The organism is Zarconia sp. (assembly GCF_057467645.1).
The window spans coordinates 13,226-35,235 of record NZ_JBRJXU010000169.1 but is presented as its reverse complement, the minus strand read 5'-3'; the positions used below and the strand labels follow the sequence as shown (position 1 = coordinate 35,235).

Here is a 22,010-nt window from a genome sequence, read left to right as displayed (position 1 = left end):
CGTTCCCCACGCCCCCAAAGCTCCCGATGCCCCCGATGCTCACTTGAACCGGAATAGTCAGCATTGAACCAAACGCAATCTTACCCGGCCATAGACCCTTGCAGCTCCATGCGTCTAGACCAAAGCAAATTTTTATACGCTTCGTGTTCCACTTTGAACACTTGAGAATTCAAGCTGGCAATAATTTCTTGACCTTCTTGGGTGACTTCGAGATGCTCCAAGGCTGTTTGAATGAGGGGATGGACCACATTCCAGTAAAAGTCGGGGTAGCCTCGACGTAAATCTCCCGGATGTCGGTATCCGAGGGTTTGGTTCATCCCCGTTTCTTCAAACTCGTAGAACAAAGCGCTAATTTTGTGCAAGTAGCGCGGGTCTCCCAGTTGTCCGATCAGGTCGGCAGCCCGCAACAAGCCGGGAAAATCAGTCGTATCTCGATGGAATTCCCCGACTGGAACTGGGAAACGAGTCAGTTCGATGAGTTGCTTGATGAATTCTGTATCGATGAGCCTGTGACTTGCGAAACGCTCCTCGATGAAGAGTTTACCGCGATCGACATGATAGGGGGTGAGGCTAGCATCCGTGGCTCCTGGGGGCAGTGCGACAATGCGATCGTTGACTCCCGTGGCGTACAATCGATCGGCTGCCGAATCGCGACGACAAACGCCTTTGACGTAACCGACATCGTGACATAGAGCGGCAATCGTAAAGTGCAGCCACTCTTCGGGAGAAATTCCGCCATGGGAAATATGCTTGCCTCGCAGAATTTCTTGCCCGACTAACGTCACGAAAATCGTATGTTCGACATTGTGATAGAGGGCATCGCTATTGGCAATTTGTTCGAGTGCCATGCCACCGACCCAGGCAATCAGCTCGGTATAGTTGGCATTAAAACCACCATAAATATGATGATAACTATCTTGTAAACGAGCGATAAAGTTATCGATCGTCAGTCGTGTTGGATTGTACATATCGATTTTGTACCCCGGTCTGTCAGGAGAGTTAGCTTACCCTAAAGCCATATCAAAAGTTTGGCATGACTTTCTTAAAGATGGAACCAGGAAAACTCATAGATTTTTTATATTTTAGTGAGCCTTTAAGCGCTTCTACAACCCGTTGGCGACTCATTTGAAAAAACCTCATAAAATCTCATAAAATCTCATGAAATTTTCAATGGGTAGCGATGTGAGTCCGAGCAACTGCTGTTGAAAATCAGTAAAATTGCTTATTGTTACTAGAATCTTTACAAAACAGTTTGCCAAAAATACCGATTTCGGAGATCCTTGCCTCAACAATGGGCAAACAGCGGGTATAAGGTCGGGATCGCCCAGGCTGACGACCAAAATTCGCCCTCTCGGCTGTGAACGGTCCTGGGTGAATAGACGGAGTTCGTACCCGCTGAGGAAAGATTGCTGTAAAATTAAACGACCCTGGGTTTGGGTTGGCAAGATCTCGAAAAAACTGCGATCGCTTTGACAAATTCACTGTGGTGGGTTCGTTTGGCTCGACCGCGGTCTCTCTCTCTCCTCGCAAATCGAGCCTATCGCTACCAATTTTGTCGTGATGGATAGACAAGTCGCCTTAGAGTTTATCGATCGATTAACGTTTGAAAAAACGGGAAAACATTTAAGCGATCTCGAGCGTAAAGTTTTTTTGGGGTCTTGGGAAGGGAAAACTTACGAAAAAATTTATCCGATCAACCCTCAATACATTGAAAAAGATGTTGGATACAAACTTTGGAAAAAACTCTCTCAGGTTTTAGGAGAAAAAGTTAAAAAAAAGACAATTAAAGGTGCGATAGAACGAGCGCATCATGATGACGATTGGCGAAAGACTGCTGCTTCGATCGAACCGGAACAAAAGTCGCGCTCGCAACCCAAAACCCTCTTTATTTCCTACCGAGCCGAACAGCCAGATTTAAGTTTGGCAGTCGAACTGAGTCGGATTGCAGTGCGCGCCGGATATCAAACCAATCTCGGTCGAGATGAATTAACCCACATCGATCGACAGTTGCAACAATGCGATTACTTTATCCTTTTGTTATCTCCCCCTTCCGCCGGTCGCGAGATGGCCATCGAACAGTTGCGACGCATCAAAGAATTACGGGATGCTCGGGGGACATCTAAACCCATGGCGATCGCCATTCGGATCGATTGTCCCTGGGATTTCCCGCTCAACCACGATCTGCGGGAGTACCTCCACCACAGCTATCAATATGAATGGCACTCCCGTGCAGATACCCTCGAACTCATCCGAGCCGTTTTGAATTTGCTCGATCGAAACGAGATGGCACCGCCACCGACGGCATTAAAATCCTCATTGGATGCCACGGGTGAAACTGGCAAAATCCCGGCGATTTTCGATTCGTTACCCTTACCCGTTGCCGAACCGGAACTACCCAACGGACAGGTGCGACTGGCAAGTGCGTTTTACATCGAGCGATCGCCCAACGAAAAACTCTGCTACAAGGAGATTGCCACACCCGGGGCGTTAATCCGGATTAAAGCCCCCCGCCAAATGGGTAAAACCTCCCTGATGGCACGCATTCTCTACGATGCTCGCGAGCGCGGATATCGAACGGTTCCCCTCAGTTTTCAACACGCCGATACGGCTGTTTTCACCAATTTAAACCAGCTTTTGCAGTGGTTTTGTGCCAAGATTGCCTGGAAGCTGCGGCTGCCTTACCAGGTCGACGAACATTGGAGCAGCTATTTTGGCAGCAAAGACAACTGTACGGCCTATTTTGAAGATTGTCTGCTGTGCGATACCGAAGCCCCCCTGGTGTTGGGTTTAGATGAGGTCGATCGGGTTTTTCAACATCCCAAAATTGCCGACGATTTCTTCGGCTTGCTGCGTGCCTGGTACGAAGAGGCGGGGTACGGCGATGGTAACAGCCAGTTGTGGCAGCGGTTGCGCTTGGTGGTGGTTCATTCGACGGAAGTGTACGTTCCCCTAAATGTCAACCAATCGCCATTTAACGTCGGATTGCCCATCGAATTACCAGAGTTCAATATCGAACAGGTGCGCGATATCACCCAACGCCACGGACTCCAGTGGTCTAAAGATCGGGTGGAGAGATTGATGGGATTGGTGGGGGGTCATCCCTATCTCGTGCGGTTGGCACTGTACCACATTGCCCAAGGACAACTGACCCTCGAAGCGCTATTGCAAACGGCGGCAACGGAAGCGGGACTCTACGGCGACCACCTGCGCCGCCACCTTTGGAGTTTGCAGAAGCACCCGGAACTGGCCGATGCTTTCGGTCGGGCGATCGCGAGTTCTACTGCTGTCGAACTCGAATCGGCGATCGCCTTCAAATTGCACAGTATGGGACTGGTTCACTTGCAAGGCAATTACGTGATGCCTCGCTTTGAGTTATATCGGCAGTATTTCGTCGATCGTTTGGGGGAGGGATTGAAAAGTTAAAGTTATAGATAAGTACCCTTTTCATTACAAATTTTCAGCCATGGGGAATAGGGAATGGGGAGTGGGGAACGGGGAATGGAAAATACTTGCTCCCACCGCGTGTTCTAACACGACGGCATATAGCTATAACAACTGCCACAGTGATAATTTTTCGATTTCGATGCTATTAACGTCAGTTTTGGATAAGACTGTGACCGGTGAGGATGGGGAATGGGGAATGGGGAATGAAGTACCCAACTCACCCGCAAGGAGATTCTCCCTGCTGACGATCGCTCTATTTTGCCCTCAGCTTTCTACAAGCGACCCTCGCCGGCACAAAACCCAATACAATTCGAGCGGGGCAACGCCTTCGGACAGAGGAAATAAGCGATCGCCCTTCGCCCAGGGTACGAACCAATCCGTCGGCGGCCAGGCTTCCGGTGCGAGGTGAGTTCGTTCGTACTCCACCACCGACTCTTCGGAAACGATCTCGAAAGGTAAATCCGCCATCGCCTCGGCCAGTTGCGCTCGGGTAAAAATATACGAATCGGTGACGCGGCTCATTTGCTGGGCGAGCAAATCCGGTTCGTATCCGGGTGCGGCTAAAAATAGACTAAACAGCAACCACCCCCCCGGTGCGATCGCCTCCCACAGCTTTTCCATCAAATGCCGTAACTGTTCCGTGGCGTTGAAATGGGGAATCACTTCCGATAACACCACCAATTGGTAGCGTTGGGGAAGCAGTGACAATTGCCCATCGAGTATATCGCCCACCGTCCCCCGCACCTTCAACCGTTCGCCATCGGCTTCCCGTTGCAATTTGGCGACGAACTCGCCCGATAACTCGATCGCATCCACGGGATGTCCTAAACGCGCCAACGGCAGGGTATTGCGCCCGGTTCCCGCACCGATATCGAGAATGGGAGTCGTGGCAGGGTTTCCCGCCAGAGTCCGGGCAACGGCGATCGCTTTGGCATCGGGATAGCGACCGAAGAAGGGTTCGTCGTGGTTCGCAGCTAATCGATCGCACCGTTCGGCAAGGGTTTCGATCGTGGTGGCAGCGCGGCAGGCTAACCCTTTTCGCGGGGGTGAGGCGGGTTGGTATTCGACGATGAGGCGAGAGTAGGGTGAGGCGAGATAGCCTTTGGCGAGTTCGGCAACTAATCCCCGCCCGAAACTGATGCGTTCGCGATCGGATAGGGGTTGACCCAAAATCGCAAACAGCTGCCCGAATTGCTCGACGTAGCGATCGATGAGGGTGGGAACGCAGGGCAGACTCCAGGTGCCGTGGATTTTGGGTCGATCGGTCACCAGCGACAACTGACCGGTTATTCCGGCTTGGCAGGGTGGCGCGGTTTCGTAGCTAAAAACCAGCCACTGGCGATCGCGATACCCTTCTTCTAGCTTGCTGGCAAATGCCTGACAAAATTGACTCCATTCCGAGGGCGATAGAGGATTCCCCAGGAGAGCGAACAGTTGCTGCAATCGCTGGAGGTCCGCTTTTTGCCGATCGGGTTCGCAGGGAAATGCAACCTCCCCGCGAACGGCAGACCAAAAGGGCAGACCTGCTAGGAGGGATTTGTGGAGAAGATTGGGTTCGGTGACGGGATTTGGGGACACGGGGGTAGGGGAGGCTATATTTCTTCTGTTTCCGTTGGCATAGCTTGCGCTCTGCGCAGATTTCGCGCTTCCGAATTCGTTGTCTGTCGTTTCTCCCCACACCCCACACCCTACACCCCACACCCCCTTCCAACCAAAAACCCGCTTTCGATTGCGAAAACGGGTTTCCTAAAACTTTGCCATCGGTACAAAAGTTTTTTCGAAACTGGGGCTATTTACACCCGGTAAACGTAACTTCTGGAAAACGAGTTTGAGCGACAGCCATCGGTTGCCGTTTTCCTTCTTCCTGCCAGTAGTTAATTACTTCCGTGGCTTTGTTGAGAAGTTCGACTCGTTCGAGTTCGGAAATCCAGTGTTTGGCTTCCATTTCGGCTTTGAGCTGTTCCCAAGCATCGTTCCGAGGCCAAAAGAAGTAGGATGTGAGGGGGCTAGTACCTTTGCCGACTACTTGGTCGACGGCTAGGGCGACATTATCATCTAGCCAGAGAACTTTAAGAATGAATCTGGACAATCAGACCTCCACAGACCAACTTAACGTTGCATATAAAGTTTTACAAACATTTACTATACTACATTCAGGTCGGGGATGGAAAGGCATTCCCACGTTGCAATTGGGGAAATAATAGGGGATGAGTCAAGAATCCAAGAGAATGACGGCTAAAACTGGCGCGATCGCCGTATTTGATATCGATGGGGTGATTCGGGATGTGGGGGGGTCTTATCGCCGCGCCCTCGCCGACACGGTGGAACAGTTTACTGGGGGCGCATTTCGCCCGACTCCCGAAGATATCGATCGCCTCAAAGCAGAGGGACAGTGGAATAACGACTGGGAAGGGTCTCAGGAGTTCGTATATCGGTATTTCGAGAGTCTCGGACGCGATCGCTCGGAGATCGAGATCGATTATGACGAGTTGGTGGCATTTTTCCAATCCCGCTATCGAGGGGAAGACCCGGAAAATCCCGATCGATGGACGGGGTATATTTGCCAGGAACCGCTACTGGTGCGTCGGGAGTATTTTGAGGGACTGACGGCTTCGGACATCGCCTGGGGCTTTTTTAGCGGCGCGACACGGGGTTCGGCAAGTTACATTTTAGAAAAACGTTTGGGGTTGACAGTTCCGACGCTGGTAGCGATGGAAGATGCACCGGGAAAACCCGATCCGACGGGATTGCTCGATACGGTGGCACAACTGGAACAACAGCATCCCGATTGCCAGAACCAGCCCGTTCTCTATGCGGGAGATACCGTTGCCGATTTGTATACTGTCGAAAAAGCCGCGAAATTGTATCGGGATCGTCGCTGGATTGCGGTTGGTATTTTACCCCCTCACGTCCAAACGTCTACAGCACGTCGCGAGGCGTATATTCAGTTACTCGAAGATGCGGGGGCTGCGGTAGTTTTGGAGAATATCGAGCAGTTGGATGGGGCGAAGATTCGATCGCTCCTATAGCTACATCGCCATATGGTTAGGGAACAGTAATCGTAGGCAGGGGAGGCTCCAGGGTGCAGAGGGAGCAGAGGAAGAATGGGAAAAATGCACGCTATGTTTGGTGTCCGAACTGCCTTGGAGATGGCTATATCTCTTTAAATTTTCAAGGGGAGGTCAATCGATTTAATGCAATACATAAACAGCTCAAATAGTGACTCGCAAAATCGACTCGAATGGCTCAAAGAGGAACTCGATCGAGGTAATGTTTCACCGAAACAATTAGAACTTGCAGCGTATTTGGGAGATTTAGACGCGAAAACTTTAGTTGATGTTCGGGAGTCACCAAATCTGGGAGATCTAAGGAGTTGGCTTTACGGTTTGAATATGGGAGGAAAAGCGGCTCTGGTTCGTATTTGTTTCCCTTTTGCACGGGATTGCCTGAGTAATTGGCACTCCTGTATCAGCGATTGGCATTCCGACAAAAATCGGTCAACGAATGGGAACATGGAATGGTTCGATCGACTTCCTAGAGAAGAATGGTTTGAGAATTTTTCAAAAGCCGTCGAAGTGTCCGAACGTTGGGTTTTACAACCCAGTCGAGAGTCCATTCGACTGGCAACAAAACTCCAACACCAACTCTACGATATTCTTTGTCAGATCGATCTGCTTTGTAGCGAGGGAGATTTCCCTGATGAGGGGCTTTATATTGCCCAAGTTTCCTATTATACGATCGGGGCAACGGCATGGAAGGTTGATGAGGCAACTGCTGACTATATCGAGTCAGGAAAGCTGGCAGAAGTAGAGGCGATCGCTAACGCCGGACCCGCTTACGAAATGGTGGAAACGGTCACCATCGCTAACAAAATTTTAAAACAAAAAGATGATGAAATTCGGGCTAGAATTCAAGGTATTTTACGACCTTGGATCTTCAATTCAGAGAAAAAGTCTGATGGCTGACGGCTAATCCCTGAATGCTTCCCTGCCAAATTTTCCAATTTGCGTCACGATACAATAATTAAGAATCGTAAACAAAACGCAAACCAGCCTGCGCACCGCCACATCTACCGGGGAATCATGACCAACTCTCACCGCCCATCCTCCACTGTTGAATCGACTGAGTCTATCGATCGCCTCGAAACCCCGATCGAAGAGCATCCCCAAGAAGCAGCCCAAGAACCGGTCCAAGAACCCCTACGAGTAGCCGAATCCTCACCGCCACCTCCGATGCGCTGGTGGGTGATTTTGGTGATGGCGATCGTCCTGGCGGGAGGTGTGGGATTTTGGCAGGGACGGCAATCCCAAACCCAGTCGGCAGCCCCCTCCGAAGGTAGACCCAGTCGCCCGGTGAAAGTCGATCTAACCCCCATCGAACCCCAAACCCTCCAGGATGCGGAAAGCTTCGAGGGCAACTTAGAAGCGGAAGAACAAGCGGTGTTGCGGGCGGAAGTGGACGGCCGGCTGGTGGATATTTACGTGAGATCGGGGGATTTTGTGGAACGGGGGCAGGTTATCGCCCAAATCGATCGCGCGGAAGCGGAGGTGGAGGTATCCCAAGCAGCAGCCCGTTTGAGCCGTGCCGAGGCGCGTTTGGCGCAGCTTCAGGTGGGGACGCGGGAGGAGGAAATCGCCCAGGCTCGATCGCGGGTCGATCGGGCGGAGGCGGAAGTTCGGGAGGCGCAAGCGGATTTGGATTTACTCAAAGCCGGAACTCGTCCGGAAGAGATTGCCGAAGCCGAAGCGAGTGTGGCGGAAGAAAACAGTGCCGTGGCGGAAGCGGAGTCGCGGTTGGATTTGGCGCGCGATCGCGTCCGGCGCAATACCCAACTCGAAGCGGATGGGGCGATTTCCCGCGACGATCTCGATGCGGCACTGGATGAAGAACGGCGAGCACAGGCGAATTTAGGGCAAGCGAAAGCCGCCGTTGCCGAAGCCCAAGAACGGGTGCGACGACTGAAAAACGGTTCTCGAACTGAGGAAATCGATCGGGCGGCGGCGGAGGTGGCGACGGCGCAAGCAGAGGCAGAAGAGGTGCGGCAGGAGTTGCGAGAGTTGGAAAATGGGGCAACTCCCGAGGAAATCGCCCAGGCGCAGGCGGATGTGGAGTTAGCCCTGGCAGAACTGGAAGCCTCGGATGTGGGAGTGCGGGAAACGGTATTGGTAGCTCCGATTTCCGGGATTATTGGCGATATCGAACCCAAGGTGGGGGACTACCTGCGGGAGGGAGACGAACTCACGAATGTGATTCAGAATTCGGTGCTGAAGCTGAATTTGTCGGTTCCCCTGGAAAGAGCCGCTCAACTGGATTTGGGATTGCCGGTGGAAATTTTCGATACCTTCGATACGGAAGAAAAAGAAGTGTTGGGGGTGGGACGAGTGAGTTTTATTTCGCCAAGTGTCGATGCGGATTCTCAGCTAAAGCCGATCGAAGTGTTAGTGGAAAATGACAATCCTCAGTTAAAAGACGGGCGAGGGGTTATTGCGAAAATTGTGTTTCGCGAACGTCCCAGCGCGATCGTCGTTCCATCTAATGCGATCGTCTTTCAAGGGGAGCAACGATTTGTTTACGTGGCCGAGGGTTCGGAGGAGTTGGTGGCGAAGAAAGTTGCTGTCGAGTTGGGAGATAATCAGGGCGATCGAACGGAGATTATTCGCGGATTGCAACCGGGCGATCGATTAATTGTATCGGGATTGCAGAAAATGGCGGATGGAAAGGCGATCGTGACGGGGGAAAAGTGATGGTTGTTTTCATCCTACTTTAAGTAGGATAGAATATATTACCGATCTCCTGGTGGCAAAAATAAAAACTAAAATATCAGCCACAATAGATACTAAATTGCTCAGTAACCTGGAAGAGCGAACGGGCATGGTGCGATCGCAGCTTCTAGAAATGGCTCTGCGGCACTACCAACGCTTTCTGATTCAGGAAGAACTGGAGCGATTTTACTCGCAACATGAGGAAACTGAGGACGAGCAGTACGCTGCTGACGTTGCTCAGTTTCCTCATGTTGCGATGGCAGATGATTAAGCAGGGATAAGTTTATCTGTTTAAAGCGATTTCCAGTTCCGGAGATAGCAAGAAACGTCCATGGGTTATCGTTTCAGAAAATACCCGAAATCAATATAGCTAAGCGCATGGCGCTTAGGACAAACAGCACAGAGCAGCATCGACAGCTTCGCGCAAGGTTTTTCCTGACTCAATTAGCCGTCGGGCGATTGATTTCATTCGCGCCCACCAACGCTCAATGGGGTTGAGATCCGGTGAGTAGGAAGGTAGCTTCCCTCCTGGCTTGAATTTAAGCCCACAAATTCCACAGCCCGTGCACTCGCACGGGCTGTGGAAGAGCTACAGGGCAAGTGTTTCTCTCCTGTGCTCTAGCTCCCCATCCGGTTCGTGTTTCCCAAAAACAATCAGAATTCTCCCGAGCGCGTGAAATCATTGTACTGAGGTATATTCCGGCTTCTGAGTTTTGTCAGTCAACCAGGTCATTTTCCCTATAGAACCCATGTGACATCTTTCTCGGTGGTGTCTGGCTTTGAAGGAAGTCGTTCATCCAGTTGCTTCATGACAGAGCTGCCTGAGTCGAGTCATTTGCGACAAACAAAGAGTCAATCGATCTAACTGTAAGGCTTGTGGCTCAAAGATGAGATCTCAAATGGGTTCTATACAGAAAAAATGGCGCACGAAAGTGCGCCAGGGCAAGCAATCAGTTAAACGAACTAGGGTTTAGGAATCAAAATTCCTTTTGTAGGAACAAAGACAAGTCAAGTCTAGATACTATTCGCACAGTCCCGTATCGGGATTAAACCGGCCAATCGCACAAGAGCCTGCTAATGCCGATGGAATGAGGGTCACTTCGCTAAGCCGACCCATGTGCTTCATGACAGGCTTTTGGTAAGCACGAACCTTAGAATTGAGTTTGATTTTCATGATTATTGGTACTCCTTGGTAGACCACGCACGAGCGCGATACGTACGTGTTATTACGGCGGTATGCGTGTTATTACTGAATAGTATCGGAAGACCAATGGAAAATCTATATGATTTTGATAAAGATGGCTTGTTTTTTTTAAAGTTAAAATAAATTTGTCGGAATCCAAAGACTGGCAAAACTTGCAAAGTATTCATAGCAAAAGATTTGCCAATTTTTTATCAAACTCACTTTGATAAATTGCATCCAAGTCTTTCCAAAATATGCATCCAAAAGAATAGATTTATAGCTTTAAAAACATGATTTAAATCATCTGCACGTGCTGGGTCAAAATCGTGGTAGTAATTGGCCAAGGGAAAAGATAAGTAACGTCAGTTCGGGTGAAGGATACTTGAAAGTTCTGGTACTGATGTGGATTCGAGTCATGAGTAGAAGAACCTCTCACCCCACAGGCTCTATTCGACTCTAAGCACTCGCGATCGCCCCCGACTCTATCCCCTCCCTACACCCCACCCCCAACCGACACTTTTTATCCCGAACTGACGTTAAGTGCAAAAGTACTCACAATACCCTTCCTCTGAGACCCTAGAAACATTCTTGGTGTTCTAAATCGGTTACGAGAAGACCTTGCAAGTGACACCCGGAAGGGTTGGTGGGCAGTCTATCTGGCGCAAGCTGCACTTTTCTACGAGCGATCGCACTGCTTGCCCGGTACATTTCGACTACTCGCGCACGATTCCCCATACCCCATACCCCATCCTCACCCGAAACTGTTATCCCGTGCCGGACGTTAACTATCCTGAATATCGCTCTAGACTCGAGGAGCGCAACACCGGGTGAGTTCGGGCGTTGAAGTTTGACCGCACCCAGTCATTTTGGTGAGTCAGATGAGCGCCCTTGGAGTTCCCTTTTGGGAGGACGAGCTCGTGGCGAGATGGCAAGACACGAAGCACCCAATGAATTTAACATGGAAGTAGACTGAGACTAGTGTATGGGTGCATCTGCTCCAGGCAGCGACAAGATTTTCAAACCCTTTCTCTATCGAGAGTGGCAATTTTTATGGGTGTCAGTACCGCCAAGTTGATAACGTTCCCTCATGCATCGATGAACCCCGAACAAACCTTTAGGCTGATCGATCGAGTCATTCCTTTTGAAGTATGCCTCTACCATCAGGTCATCCCCTTATCCCTTGAAGGTAGCCGACTTTATATCGGTATGGTCGATCCAGAAGACCATACCGCTCTTTCCTATTTGCGCCAGCTTCTAGGTTATCTCAATTGTTCTTTGGTGCCTCAAGAGATCGAGTCTCAAATGCACCAGACTTGGCTGTCGGCTTACCTCAATCACACCAACAAAGCCAAGCAAGGTCAAGCCCGACCCCAAGGACACCCCACAGAGACCAACACTGAGGAGACCCATCTCCCCTCGCCATCGGAAACGCCCCCGCTAACACCAAGCCACCTCGACCCACCTCAAACCGCCCCCCCAAGCACAAAGCTGGAGACCGTCCCCCCACCCGTCCCAATCCAGAACCTGGTGACGTGCGAGTTACCCGAATTGAAAATCAATCCCCAGCACCTGGCGAGTCCTGCCGAGGTGTTAATCGTGCTACCGCCCCCCCAACTCCTCGAGGAATTGCTCGGACGGGTACTCATGGGTGGCATCGGTCGGCTGTATTTCGAGCGTCAAGCCGATTGCGGACGGGTTCTCTGGAGCCAGGATGGAATGTTGCAGTCGGTCTTAGAAGAACTTCAGTTACCGATATTTCAGGGAACCATCAACGAGTTGAAACGATTAATGGGATTGCCGTTAATTCCCGTCAAACACATCAAGCAGAGCGAAATCGAACGGCGCTATCAACAAGATCGACTGTTGCTGCGTTTTCGGGTCAAGCGAGGGGATTGTGGGGAAGAAGGGACGCTGCAAGTCTTGCGAGGTGCAGCCCTAAAATTCTACCAACAACAAAAAATCGCCGATTTGAGTCGCGATGCGCTGATGACGGCCCAGCAACTCCACAAAAGACTGCACGAAATTCGCCAGTATTACGATCGCCATCAGAATCTCTCGACCCAACAGTTAGAAGTTCTACCGGCGATGGAGCAGATTTTGCAACTCGTGACGACGGAAATTGACAGTTTGCGCAATCGGTAAGTCTTCTTCAGGACTCACTTCCCTCGGAAGTCTCGACCCAGAATTTTCCAGGTTCTAACCATGGGGAGAGTCAGTGATACTATAGAGTTCTAGCGTTCGGGTTGAGGATCTGTTGATAAGCGAACATATAAATCTCAAACTTATCCACACCATTGGTGAAAAAGAAGAAAAGCGCACCGGGCAATGGAATCAGTTCTTTAACAATAGAGTCAGCCACCAACAGGCTCTCATCCTCGAAAAACCAAAAACGCTCGTTCAAACGTACCGTAGGGCATACGGAAACGAGGAAGTATCGACTTCCTAAACGCTTGCGGACAGCCACCACGCGCGGTCTGTTCCGTGTCGGCTCGATTCTCATCCGTCCTATGGGTCTAAAGACGGTAAAATTAGCGGGGATCGAAATCGCGGTCTCGATCGCACGCAAAGGTTGAGGGTTGGCTGGATGAACCAAGAATCTCCGCGACCAAAAGTCTGGAGAGTGCCACATAGACTTAAGGATGTAGTATTTAACATTGAGTAGAGGTTCGTGCATGGCATCCATCCGCAAACTGCACCAGCAACTTGTTAGTAAAGAACGATCGGCCGTTGAAATTACCCAAGAGACCCTGCAACGCCTGGAGACCGTGGAGCCGAAGATCCAAAGCTTCCTGTGGGTGGGAGCTGATGCGGCCCTAGAACAGGCCCGGCGCGTGGATGCTAAAATCGCCGCCGGAGAAGACATCGGGCTGCTTGAAGGTATTCCCATTGCCCTCAAAGATAATTTATGTACCCGAGGCATTCCCACCACCTGCGCGTCTCGCATTCTGGAAAACTTCGTTCCCCCCTACAACGCAACGGTGGTCGAAAAGCTGAGTGCAGCCGGTGCGGTGGTGGTGGGGAAAACGAACCTCGATGAATTTGCCATGGGGGGATCGACGGAAAACTCCGCCTATCACATCACCGCCAATCCTTGGGATCTCACGCGAGTACCGGGAGGCTCTTCGGGGGGATCGGCTGCGGCAGTGGCCGCCGAGGAGTGCGTCGTTTCTCTAGGTTCGGATACCGGGGGATCGATCCGCCAGCCCGCTTCGTTTTGCGGCGTGGTGGGGGTGAAGCCCACCTATGGATTGGTATCTCGTTATGGATTGGTGGCGTTTGCCTCGTCTTTAGATCAGATTGGACCCTTCGGTCGCACCGTGGAGGATACGGCGATTTTGCTAGAGGCGATCGCCGGACACGATCCCAAGGATTCTACCAGTATCAAGACGACGATTCCCAACTACTTGGAATGTTTGAAACCCAATCTGCGTCCGAAAGGTCGCTTGAGAGTCGGGGTGATTCAGGAAACCTTCGGTCAAGGGTTAGATCCGAGCGTCGAAAATGCAGTGAAAGCGGCGATCGAACAACTGCAAGAATTAGGCGCCCAGGTACAAGTCGTCTCCTGCCCCACCTTCCGCTACGGCGTGCCGGCTTATTACGTGTTGGCCCCCTCTGAAGCGTCGGCGAACCTGGCGCGATACGATGGGGTCAAATATGGGATGCGCGTTCCCGATGCAGATAATTTAGTGACGATGTACGGCAAAACCCGCGCTCGCGGTTTTGGGGCGGAAGTCAAACGCCGGATTACCATCGGCACTTACGCTCTTTCTGCCGGATACTACGATGCCTACTACCTGAAGGCGCAAAAAGTCCGCACTCTAATCAAGCGAGACTTTGAGAAAGCTTTCGCCCAAGCCGATGTTCTGGTGAGTCCGACGGCTCCCACCACTGCCTTTACCCAGGGAGAAAAAACCGACGACCCCCTGAGTATGTATTTGTTGGACTTGATGACCATCCCCGTGAATTTGGCGGGTTTGCCCGCACTGAGCGTGCCTTGCGGTTTCGACGAGGGAGGATTGCCCATTGGAATGCAACTGATCGGCAATCTCCTTCAGGAGTCTACGTTATTTGAAGTGGCTTATGCCTACGAGCAATCGACTCCCTGGCACCAGAAAAAACCGACACTGTAGGTTAAGGAGTTGGGGAAACTGGGGGGAAGACTTCGTTGCGTCTTCTCCCGTCAGCAATGTGTGGAAACAGGACAGTTTTCCGCGTGACAAACGCCATCCGATCGAAAGGGGCTGAAGAGTTGCGAGGGTGCGGGCTTTGTCGATCGATCCAAGAGATATTACAATCGCCATCGATCGCCCGATCGGGGGTATAACTTCAAGGGAGGATAATGCAAATTTTGCTATTCAATGGGTCTAAGTTGCCGATGTCTATCGTCTTATTACTGAGCGCGGTATATGGGGGGATTTGTCTGTTTCTGTTGTTTTTTCAGCAGCGACTGATTTTCGTGCCATCATCAGAGGTGACGGTTACTCCCAAGGAATTGGAACTCGACTACGAAGATGTTTGGCTACCCGTACCGCCGAGTTCTCCGGGGGAGGTGGAAAAAATTCACGGTTGGTGGATTCCACAGACGAAACCCGCAGAAGATGGCAAGGTTTTGCTATATTTCCACGGCAATGCCGGTAATATCGGTATCAATCTTTATCAAGCACAACGATTCTACAAACTTGGATTTTCGGTGCTGTTAATTGACTATCGAGGGTATGGAAATAGTAGCGGACCGCATCCAAACGAAGCGCGAGTTTATGAAGATGCAGAAACGGCATTAAATTATTTGATGGGCGATCGCGGAATTGACCCCGATCGCATTTTTTTATACGGTCACTCCTTGGGAGGGGCGATCGCGATTGAAACCGCAACCCGCCATCGAGATATTGCTGGCTTGATTATTCAATGTTCTTTTACCTCAATTTTGGCAGCGGCTAAGAGTAGACCGACGTACTCAATTTTTCCCCTCAAATTTTTACTCGAACCCGAGTTTAATTCGATCGAAAAAGTCCGTTCTCTTGCGATGCCCATCTTATTCATTCACGGCAAAGAAGATACGATCGTTCCGTCTTATATGAGCGAAGAACTCTACGCCGCGACATCCGCCCCCAAACAACTGCATCTGATTCCCAATGCCGGTCATAACGATGTCGCTTCCGTGATGGGCGATGAAAACTATTTCGAGCTAATTCGTCAGTTTTTAGAAGAATTTAAAAATTCAAAACAGATAAACTAGCGATTTTAGAATTTCTAGCTAGTGCAGCGCGGCAGGAATAAGTGACCAGCTCTGAATCCGTGAAAGCCCTCTGTACTCTTAATTTTGCATTTTTAATTCTGCATTTTTAATTATTCTGGGGTGACGCAGGAATGGTTGTATTGGTACGACGAACTCGGAAACCGCTATCTCACTCCTGAAGAACGAGTCAAGCTCGAAGTCCAACGCGCTGAAGATGCCACTCGACCCGCCCAAAAACTCGCTCCCAAGTTAAGAGAGTTGGGAATCGATCCTGAAACTTTATGATTTGGCATGGAGAAAAATACTAAGGCTCGATATCGTAAAACAGTCAGTTTTCAATTCTCCGGTTCGAGTTTTTTTCGCTCGAACGAGGGATTCTCGATGACTCGATGTTGACTTATAGCGCTTCGTCATCAGTTTATTTACACGAATCGAAGAAATAGGTATTTTCTATTCTCCATTCCCCATTCCCCATTCCCCATGACGGAAAATGTGTAATGATACCGGCGCGAACTTCTATAAAATCGTTGTAGCAACCGTAAAATATTTAGCCAATCTCGATCGATGTAGTTTTGCGCAACGAACCTCACCCAATCCCGTCACGGATACTGCCACCTGCCACCGATCGAGTTGGAAGAAAACTCTGGTGCATTTCAGGCGTTTTCCCTCTAATCTATGAATTAAGCGAGTACGGATTGACTGTCTTACGGGCGGAAGATCGAAGAGAAAAAGCAGAGGAAAAAGTTTTTAAACATCGCTTCTCGGACTTGGCTCCTCTTTTTTCCGCCCTGGTCTTTTCTTCACTTGCACGTATCGATCGAACTCTATCGGCGAGGAGGCACGAGCGCTGTGACATATCCCCACAAATTTTCTCGGATTCTCTTGGGTACGGCGGCTGTGCTAATTCCACTCAACATTTTCACCTCAGCCGGGGCTTACGATCGCGACGATTTAGAAGATTTACTCGATAATAATTCCTGCCGTCGGTGCGACCTGCGAGATGCAGACCTCGAAGGGGTGAACCTGCGCGGGGCCGACTTAGAAGATGCCGACTTGCGCGGGGCAGATTTAGAAGATGCGAACCTGCGCGGCGCGAATTTAGAAGATGCGAACCTGCGCGATGCCAATCTTCGGGATGCGAACTTGCGCGATGCCGACCTGCGCGATGCCGACCTGCGCGATGCCGACCTGCGAGATGCAGATTTACGGGATACCCGATTGAGAGGAACCCGATTTGGGAACACTCGCATTAACGATCGCACCCGAGGTTTAGACGATTATTTAGATGATGACGATCGCGATCGCCATAACGATCGAGATCGGGACCGGGACGATATCCGCAGCCGAGAATACGAAGATGAAGTCGAGCGAATTTACCGCGAAGTTCTCGGTCGCCGTCCCGAACGCGACGGTTTGCGCAACTACGTTCGCCTTCTCGAACGCGGGGAGTCCTTGCGCGAAATCCGACGGGAAATTTCCCGCAGCGACGAGGCGCGCAGTTTAATTAACCAAATTTACCGCAACGTTCTCGGTCGCGATGCCGACAATGATGGTTTGCGCCACTATCGGGAAAAACTCGAAGAGGGTTGGGATATCGATCGGGTACAACGGGACATCGAACGCAGCGATGAAGCCCGCAGTCGCAATAATCGATGGTTGCCCGGTGGCGGCGTTGCCCCCATTCCCGAATCGGGCGATCGCGAACGGATCGAACTTTAGCCCTCACGTCAGTTCGGATGGGTTGCAAACTTCATATTGCGATCGTGCGAGCTGCCGATTGGCTCGCAATATGACCCGAAAAAGCGATCGGAACCCGAACTGACGTTTGATTAATTTGACGGCTCAAACAAATACAAATGTAGAAGTGTCTGACAAGTCCAGTTCGATCGTATCCTGAACCACAGCAATTAATTCTCGTACGGAATCTGTGGTGTCAAAGATTTTGGTATGACCGCGATTGGTTTCTCGTAACTCATAATCGGACTCAGCACCACTGAGTTGAATTGTGTCAACCTCAACATCAAAGCCTTTGACGATCGCCCGGTCAGCGTTACCACCTTCAACGTAGAATGGGGTCGTTGTATTTCCCAAAATGAATAAATCTGCCCCATTGTTGCCAATGAGAACATCCCGTTCTCCTGCACCTGGAGTCATACTGTCTCCATCAACTCCGATTAGGGTATCGTTGCCATTACCACCCGCAAGAACGTCATTATCGCTCCCACCGATGAGTCGGTCATTACCCGAACCGCCCTTAAGAGTGTCTCGATCTAAACCCCCCTTGAGAGTGTCATTACCATTTTGACCGAACAGTCGATCGTTACCAGCATTACCAAATACATCATCATTCCCGCCCTTAGCTCGGATGATATCATTTCCGGCTAAGGCATCAATAATCTCATCTGCAACGGTATAGGTCAGGTCGTCATCACCGCTAGTAGGAGTCGGTCCATCATTGACGCCATCGATCGTAATATTGACTGTCGCCGTATCCGTACCACCATTGCCATCGTCAATTGTATAGGTGAAGCTGTCGAAGCCTATGTCTCCAGTATTGAGAGATTCAAATTGGCCGTTGGGGTCGTAATTAAAAGTACCATCGCCCTCTAGAGTTAACAACGCACCAGAAGCCAGTGTCACTTGAGAACCGACATCAGCCGCAACACCATTCACTTCAGTCACCGTTAAGGGATCGCCATCCGGGTCACTATCCGCACCGTTTTCATTGTCAGCCAACACGCTACCGTTGAGGGCGCTATCTTCGTCAGTCGCGACAATATCGTCTATAGCATTGGGTGCAGTATTCTCGGGTAGGACTAAATCGGATTGGGCTTCCCAATAAGTGGCTAATTTATTCCAGGGGTTGTCCGTACAGCCCGGACCGAAATCTGGGTTACAAACATCATCCGTAATGTATATCATTCCGACATTACGCGATTTCGCCAATTGCACGTCCAGTTGCATATCTGATTCGAGTGATTCAGTATGAATTAGGTGTGCGAAACGATCTGCACTGTAATTCTCGACCCAATCCGGTTGATTGTAGTTTTCGCGATAATTGATACCATAGTTCTCGAAAGTCACGAGGGTATCGACGGTATCGACATATGCTTCAATTGTCGAGGTGCCAGGATTGCCAATAATTTTGTCTGAATCGGGAAAGGTTGATTTGATATAGTTTTTGATTTCGGTGTAGTAAGCAATTTTCTCGGGGTCGTTCTGGTTCGACATCTCATCGAGAAAAATACCATCTAGCTGAAAGCCTGTATTGTAGTAGTATTCAGGATCGTTGTAGCGATCGATTTCAGCCTTCACCTCCTCAATGGGTTTATCCCCAAAAGTGGTTGCAACGTAACCGTAAATCACCCCTCCCGCATTTTCAAGATCGAGTAAGGGACTCGATCGATCGGGGTTAGGATGAATGTAGTTTGGATCGATCTGGGAACCTCCCGGCCCGCTACTGGGATTCAGGATAACATTGAGCTTCACGTCCGAGGTGGCTGCCGTCTCAATGAGCGTGTTCCACATATTAGAACCATCAGGGTTGGCGGGATTGCTATATGCAGGTACGAGCAATTCAAGTTCGTTCATTTTTTGAGTTCTGTTCGTTTAACAATCGATCGATAATCGGCGTGAAAGCGAAGGGATGTGCGCAAAAATAATACCTTCACTTTAAGGGTCAAGAGTCTTGGACTCCTATCCGGTATCTTGAGAGGCACGGGTACTTTATTTCTTTGTCCGTCTCTAATGCCGTGCAGCAGAATTTTTTACCCAGTAACATCTCTGGCAAAGTCGGAAATATTAGAGGATTGACAAGTTGAGTGAGCTAGGTACTTTCCGATCGGGTGTATTTAGCCTGCATTATTCATGAGGTTCGACGAAAATTGCCCCAACCCTGGTCTCGCAAGCAGATTGGCACTTTACCAGAAAAACAGTCTGTTTTTTGAGATTCGAGAGAGAGCGGGATTTGAGCTTTTGATGAATAATCCAGGTTAGACCAGTCAATTCGAGTGGAGAACTGATTTTAATCCGCACGCCATTCGATTGGAATTGAAGTGAATTCAATCCCAGTTGAATCTTTGATATTTTTGATGACAATCAAAAATAATTTTTATGATTTAGATATCACACTAGAGCCACAGAGAAACTCTAGACAGAGATACCTAAACCGACAAATCTTGCCAGATAATGGTACGACAAAGCACCATCGTATAATCTTGTTTCTATCTGAAGTGTGGGTGCTTTCACCTCCCCCTTCAGAGCCTGGGTTTTTAGTAGCCCTCAGCTAATTTCAACGCGCTCGCAACCAATTAAAATAGCTGCTTGGGTTGAGGCTTGAACTTTGAGGATGGCGTACTCTATGAGTTCAACACTATAGCTGCGATGGCTGTTAACTTGATTTTCTAGAGTGCTTTAAATATTGCAGATGTCAGTATAGCACAGTCCTAGACGAATAGACATATGGTAGAAATAAAATATAAAATCGATATCTATAGTTCAGTCATCAATTTCTTCTCGCTTTCCCCTTTTACCCTTACGTAAACTGAAGAGTTCGATCGCCGTTTAAGAAATGAATGGAGTCTCAATTCCAACCCTTTGAGACAAGCCTTTGCTCGGACAGAATTGAAAAATAAGCCGTAACGCATCATAAACGGAAACGATGCGTTACGGCGCGATGGGCGACCTTTTACATTTTTCGCCAGTGTCTCAAATGTGCCTCACACATCCGACATCAAGATAACTTCGACAAAATCCCTAACAGCCACTTCGTCCGGGGGGTGAGCAACGTGCGGCGATAGGCATCGGCAGCTTTCTTAATCCCCTCTGCCTGGGTGGGATAGGGATGGATGACCCCAGAGAGGGCGCTTAACCCCAAACCCCCAACAATCGCCGTGGTCACTTCGCTAATCATTTCTCCGGCGTGGCGGGCGACGATGGTAGCCCCGAGAATCTTGTCGGTGCCCCGTTGGTGGAGGATTTTGACGAAGCCTTCCGTTTCTCCATCGGCGATCGCCCGATCGACGCTGCTAAAATCGATTTTAATCGTCTCCGTCTCGATACCTTTGGCTCGAGCATCCCGATCGTACATTCCCACATGGGCAATTTCCGGGTCGGTAAACGTCACCCAGGGCATCACCAAATCGCTGAGTTTGGATTTGCCCAACCCAAAGGGAGAAAACAGGGTATTCTTGATGACGATCCGGGCGGCAGAATCGGCGGCATGGGTGAACTGCCAGGCCATGCAAATATCCCCAGCGGCGTAGATTTTGGGATTGGTGGTTTGCAGGTAATCGTTGACCTTCACCCCTTTGCGATCGTACTCGACGCCAACCCCTTCCAGGTTCAATCCTTCCACGTTCGGGGCCCGTCCTGCCCCCGCTAAAATCTCATCCACGACAACGGATTCTTCTTTGCCGTTACGCATGAAATACAGCACCTTACCGTCAGGGGTCTGTTTTGCCCGAGTCGGCGTTGCCCCCACCACCAACTTAATCCCATCCCGAATCAGCGATTTCTGAACGATATGGGCCCCATCCGCATCTTCCCGGTTGAGAACGTGGTCACCGCGATGAATCAGCGTTACTTGTGCCCCCAATCGTTGGAATGCCTGGGCCAACTCGCAGCCGATGGGACCGCCGCCAATCACAGCCAGGCGTCTGGGAGATTCGGTGAGGGAAAACACTGTCTCGTTGGTGAGATAGCCCACCTCTTCAATACCGTCCACGGGAGGACGAACGGCCCGGGCCCCGGTAGCGATGACGGCTTTCTTGAATCTCAGGGTTTTGTCGCCGACAACGATGGCTTCGGAACTGGCAAACTTGGCACTTCCCAAAAACACATCAATGCCCAAATTCCGGAAGCGTTCGGCGGAATCGTGGTGGCTGATACCCGCCCGGAGTTTGCGCATCCGCTGCATGACGGCTGCAAAGTCCACCTGAATTTCTTCGGGGGGAAACACGCCGAAAGGGTTGGCATCGCGGATATCGGCTACGACCCGAGACGATCGAATCAAACATTTAGACGGAACGCAACCGACGTTGAGACAATCGCCCCCCATCAGGTGACGTTCGACGAGGGCCACTTTCAACCCCAAATCTAAACCCGCAGCCCCGGCAGCCACCACCAATCCGGCGGTTCCCGCCCCAATCACCACTAAATCGTACTGGTCTGCGGGGGTGGGGTTCGTCCAATCGGGGGGGTGGACGTGGGAAATTAACTGCTGGTTGTACTCGTCCATGGGGGGCATGGTGACGGGTTCAAATGCGGAATGTGTCATGGTTTTTTGGGGTGTGGGGAATGGGAAATGGGGAATGGGAAATGGGGAATGGGGAATAGGGAATAGGGAATAGGGAATGGGGAATGGGGAATGGGGAATGGGGAATGG

18 protein-coding genes are annotated in these 22,010 nt (G+C 50.4%); 10 read left to right on the top strand and 8 right to left on the bottom strand.

Going from position 1 to position 22,010, the window contains the following annotated elements; all coding sequences use genetic code 11:
- Positions 1-80: 80 nt before the first annotated feature.
- Positions 81-968, bottom strand: coding sequence for an Npun_R2479 family HD domain-containing metalloprotein (locus AC2215_RS24680; protein ID WP_486812681.1), 888 nt, complete (start codon positions 966-968; stop codon positions 81-83).
- Positions 969-1,560: 592 nt separating this feature from the next.
- Between AC2215_RS24680 and AC2215_RS24675 the strand changes: the two genes are divergently transcribed.
- Complete coding sequence (locus tag AC2215_RS24675) at positions 1,561-3,423, top strand: AAA-like domain-containing protein (protein ID WP_486812680.1); 1,863 nt, start codon at positions 1,561-1,563, stop codon at positions 3,421-3,423.
- A gap of 285 nt (positions 3,424-3,708) precedes the next feature.
- On the opposite strand, the gene AC2215_RS24670 is transcribed toward AC2215_RS24675, so the two are convergent.
- Both AC2215_RS24670 and AC2215_RS24665 read right to left on the bottom strand, forming a co-directional pair.
- A complete protein-coding gene (locus tag AC2215_RS24670; RefSeq protein ID WP_486812679.1) occupies positions 3,709-5,022 on the bottom strand; it encodes a class I SAM-dependent methyltransferase in 1,314 nt (437 codons plus the stop codon).
- 211 nt (positions 5,023-5,233) lie between these two features.
- Positions 5,234-5,533 carry a 30S ribosomal protein PSRP-3 gene (locus tag AC2215_RS24665; protein ID WP_486812678.1) on the bottom strand — a complete coding sequence of 100 codons (300 nt, stop codon included), beginning with the start codon at positions 5,531-5,533 and terminating at the stop codon, positions 5,234-5,236.
- A 118-nt stretch (positions 5,534-5,651) separates the two neighbouring features.
- Here AC2215_RS24665 and AC2215_RS24660 point away from each other — a divergent pair, with 118 nt between their 5' ends.
- From AC2215_RS24660 to AC2215_RS24645, 4 genes are all read left to right on the top strand, one after another.
- Positions 5,652-6,473, top strand: coding sequence for a TIGR01548 family HAD-type hydrolase (locus AC2215_RS24660; protein WP_486812677.1), 822 nt, complete (start codon positions 5,652-5,654; stop codon positions 6,471-6,473).
- A gap of 165 nt (positions 6,474-6,638) precedes the next feature.
- On the top strand, positions 6,639-7,409 hold the full coding sequence (locus AC2215_RS24655) for a hypothetical protein (RefSeq protein ID WP_486812676.1): 771 nt from the start codon (positions 6,639-6,641) through the stop codon (positions 7,407-7,409).
- 117 nt (positions 7,410-7,526) lie between these two features.
- Entirely contained in the window at positions 7,527-9,188 is a 1,662-nt protein-coding gene (locus tag AC2215_RS24650; RefSeq protein WP_486812675.1) for an efflux RND transporter periplasmic adaptor subunit, read from the top strand.
- A gap of 97 nt (positions 9,189-9,285) precedes the next feature.
- On the top strand, positions 9,286-9,477 hold the full coding sequence (locus AC2215_RS24645) for a hypothetical protein (protein WP_486812674.1): 192 nt from the start codon (positions 9,286-9,288) through the stop codon (positions 9,475-9,477).
- 114 nt (positions 9,478-9,591) lie between these two features.
- Here the strand turns inward: AC2215_RS24645 and AC2215_RS24640 are convergent, their stop codons facing one another.
- A complete protein-coding gene (locus tag AC2215_RS24640) occupies positions 9,592-9,759 on the bottom strand; it encodes a transposase (protein WP_486812715.1) in 168 nt (55 codons plus the stop codon).
- A gap of 468 nt (positions 9,760-10,227) precedes the next feature.
- On the bottom strand, positions 10,228-10,380 hold the full coding sequence (locus AC2215_RS24635) for a hypothetical protein (protein WP_486812673.1): 153 nt from the start codon (positions 10,378-10,380) through the stop codon (positions 10,228-10,230).
- A 1,047-nt stretch (positions 10,381-11,427) separates the two neighbouring features.
- Between AC2215_RS24635 and AC2215_RS24630 the strand changes: the two genes are divergently transcribed.
- The gene (locus tag AC2215_RS24630) at positions 11,428-12,531 is read left to right on the top strand and encodes a GspE/PulE/PilB domain-containing protein (protein WP_486812672.1); all 1,104 of its coding nucleotides are present in this window, start codon (positions 11,428-11,430) and stop codon (positions 12,529-12,531) included.
- Between the two features lie 79 nt (positions 12,532-12,610).
- On the opposite strand, the gene AC2215_RS24625 is transcribed toward AC2215_RS24630, so the two are convergent.
- Positions 12,611-12,982, bottom strand: a complete 372-nt coding sequence (locus AC2215_RS24625; protein WP_486812671.1) for a hypothetical protein — start codon at positions 12,980-12,982, stop codon at positions 12,611-12,613.
- 79 nt (positions 12,983-13,061) lie between these two features.
- Here AC2215_RS24625 and gatA point away from each other — a divergent pair, with 79 nt between their 5' ends.
- The 4 genes from gatA (at position 13,062) to AC2215_RS24605 (ending at position 17,344) form a co-directional block, all read left to right on the top strand.
- Positions 13,062-14,519 (top strand): Asp-tRNA(Asn)/Glu-tRNA(Gln) amidotransferase subunit GatA, encoded by a 1,458-nt coding sequence (gene gatA / locus AC2215_RS24620; RefSeq protein ID WP_486812670.1) that lies wholly within the window; start codon positions 13,062-13,064, stop codon positions 14,517-14,519.
- A gap of 245 nt (positions 14,520-14,764) precedes the next feature.
- On the top strand, positions 14,765-15,625 hold the full coding sequence (locus tag AC2215_RS24615) for an alpha/beta hydrolase (RefSeq protein WP_486812669.1): 861 nt from the start codon (positions 14,765-14,767) through the stop codon (positions 15,623-15,625).
- Between the two features lie 120 nt (positions 15,626-15,745).
- Positions 15,746-15,910, top strand: a complete 165-nt coding sequence (locus tag AC2215_RS24610; RefSeq protein WP_486812668.1) for a hypothetical protein — start codon at positions 15,746-15,748, stop codon at positions 15,908-15,910.
- 564 nt (positions 15,911-16,474) lie between these two features.
- Entirely contained in the window at positions 16,475-17,344 is an 870-nt protein-coding gene (locus AC2215_RS24605) for a pentapeptide repeat-containing protein (protein WP_486812667.1), read from the top strand.
- Positions 17,345-17,467: 123 nt separating this feature from the next.
- Here AC2215_RS24605 and AC2215_RS24600 read toward each other — a convergent pair whose 3' ends face one another.
- Together AC2215_RS24600 and AC2215_RS24595 are read right to left on the bottom strand one after the other, a co-directional pair.
- Positions 17,468-19,216, bottom strand: a complete 1,749-nt coding sequence (locus tag AC2215_RS24600; protein ID WP_486812666.1) for a spherulation-specific family 4 protein — start codon at positions 19,214-19,216, stop codon at positions 17,468-17,470.
- A 1,141-nt stretch (positions 19,217-20,357) separates the two neighbouring features.
- Entirely contained in the window at positions 20,358-21,902 is a 1,545-nt protein-coding gene (locus AC2215_RS24595; RefSeq protein ID WP_486812665.1) for a mercuric reductase, read from the bottom strand.
- Positions 21,903-22,010: the final 108 nt, after the last annotated feature.

Coding starts and splice junctions, on each gene's coding strand:
- AC2215_RS24660 (WP_486812677.1), top strand. CDS start 5,652: ATGAGTCAAGAATCCAAGAGAATGACGGCTAAAACTGGCGCGATCGCC.
- AC2215_RS24600 (WP_486812666.1), bottom strand. CDS start 19,216: ATGAACGAACTTGAATTGCTCGTACCTGCATATAGCAATCCCGCCAAC.
- AC2215_RS24615 (WP_486812669.1), top strand. CDS start 14,765: ATGTCTATCGTCTTATTACTGAGCGCGGTATATGGGGGGATTTGTCTG.
- AC2215_RS24595 (WP_486812665.1), bottom strand. CDS start 21,902: ATGACACATTCCGCATTTGAACCCGTCACCATGCCCCCCATGGACGAG.
- AC2215_RS24635 (WP_486812673.1), bottom strand. CDS start 10,380: ATGAAAATCAAACTCAATTCTAAGGTTCGTGCTTACCAAAAGCCTGTC.
- AC2215_RS24675 (WP_486812680.1), top strand. CDS start 1,561: ATGGATAGACAAGTCGCCTTAGAGTTTATCGATCGATTAACGTTTGAA.
- gatA (WP_486812670.1), top strand. CDS start 13,062: ATGGCATCCATCCGCAAACTGCACCAGCAACTTGTTAGTAAAGAACGA.
- AC2215_RS24655 (WP_486812676.1), top strand. CDS start 6,639: ATGCAATACATAAACAGCTCAAATAGTGACTCGCAAAATCGACTCGAA.
- AC2215_RS24650 (WP_486812675.1), top strand. CDS start 7,527: ATGACCAACTCTCACCGCCCATCCTCCACTGTTGAATCGACTGAGTCT.
- AC2215_RS24680 (WP_486812681.1), bottom strand. CDS start 968: ATGTACAATCCAACACGACTGACGATCGATAACTTTATCGCTCGTTTA.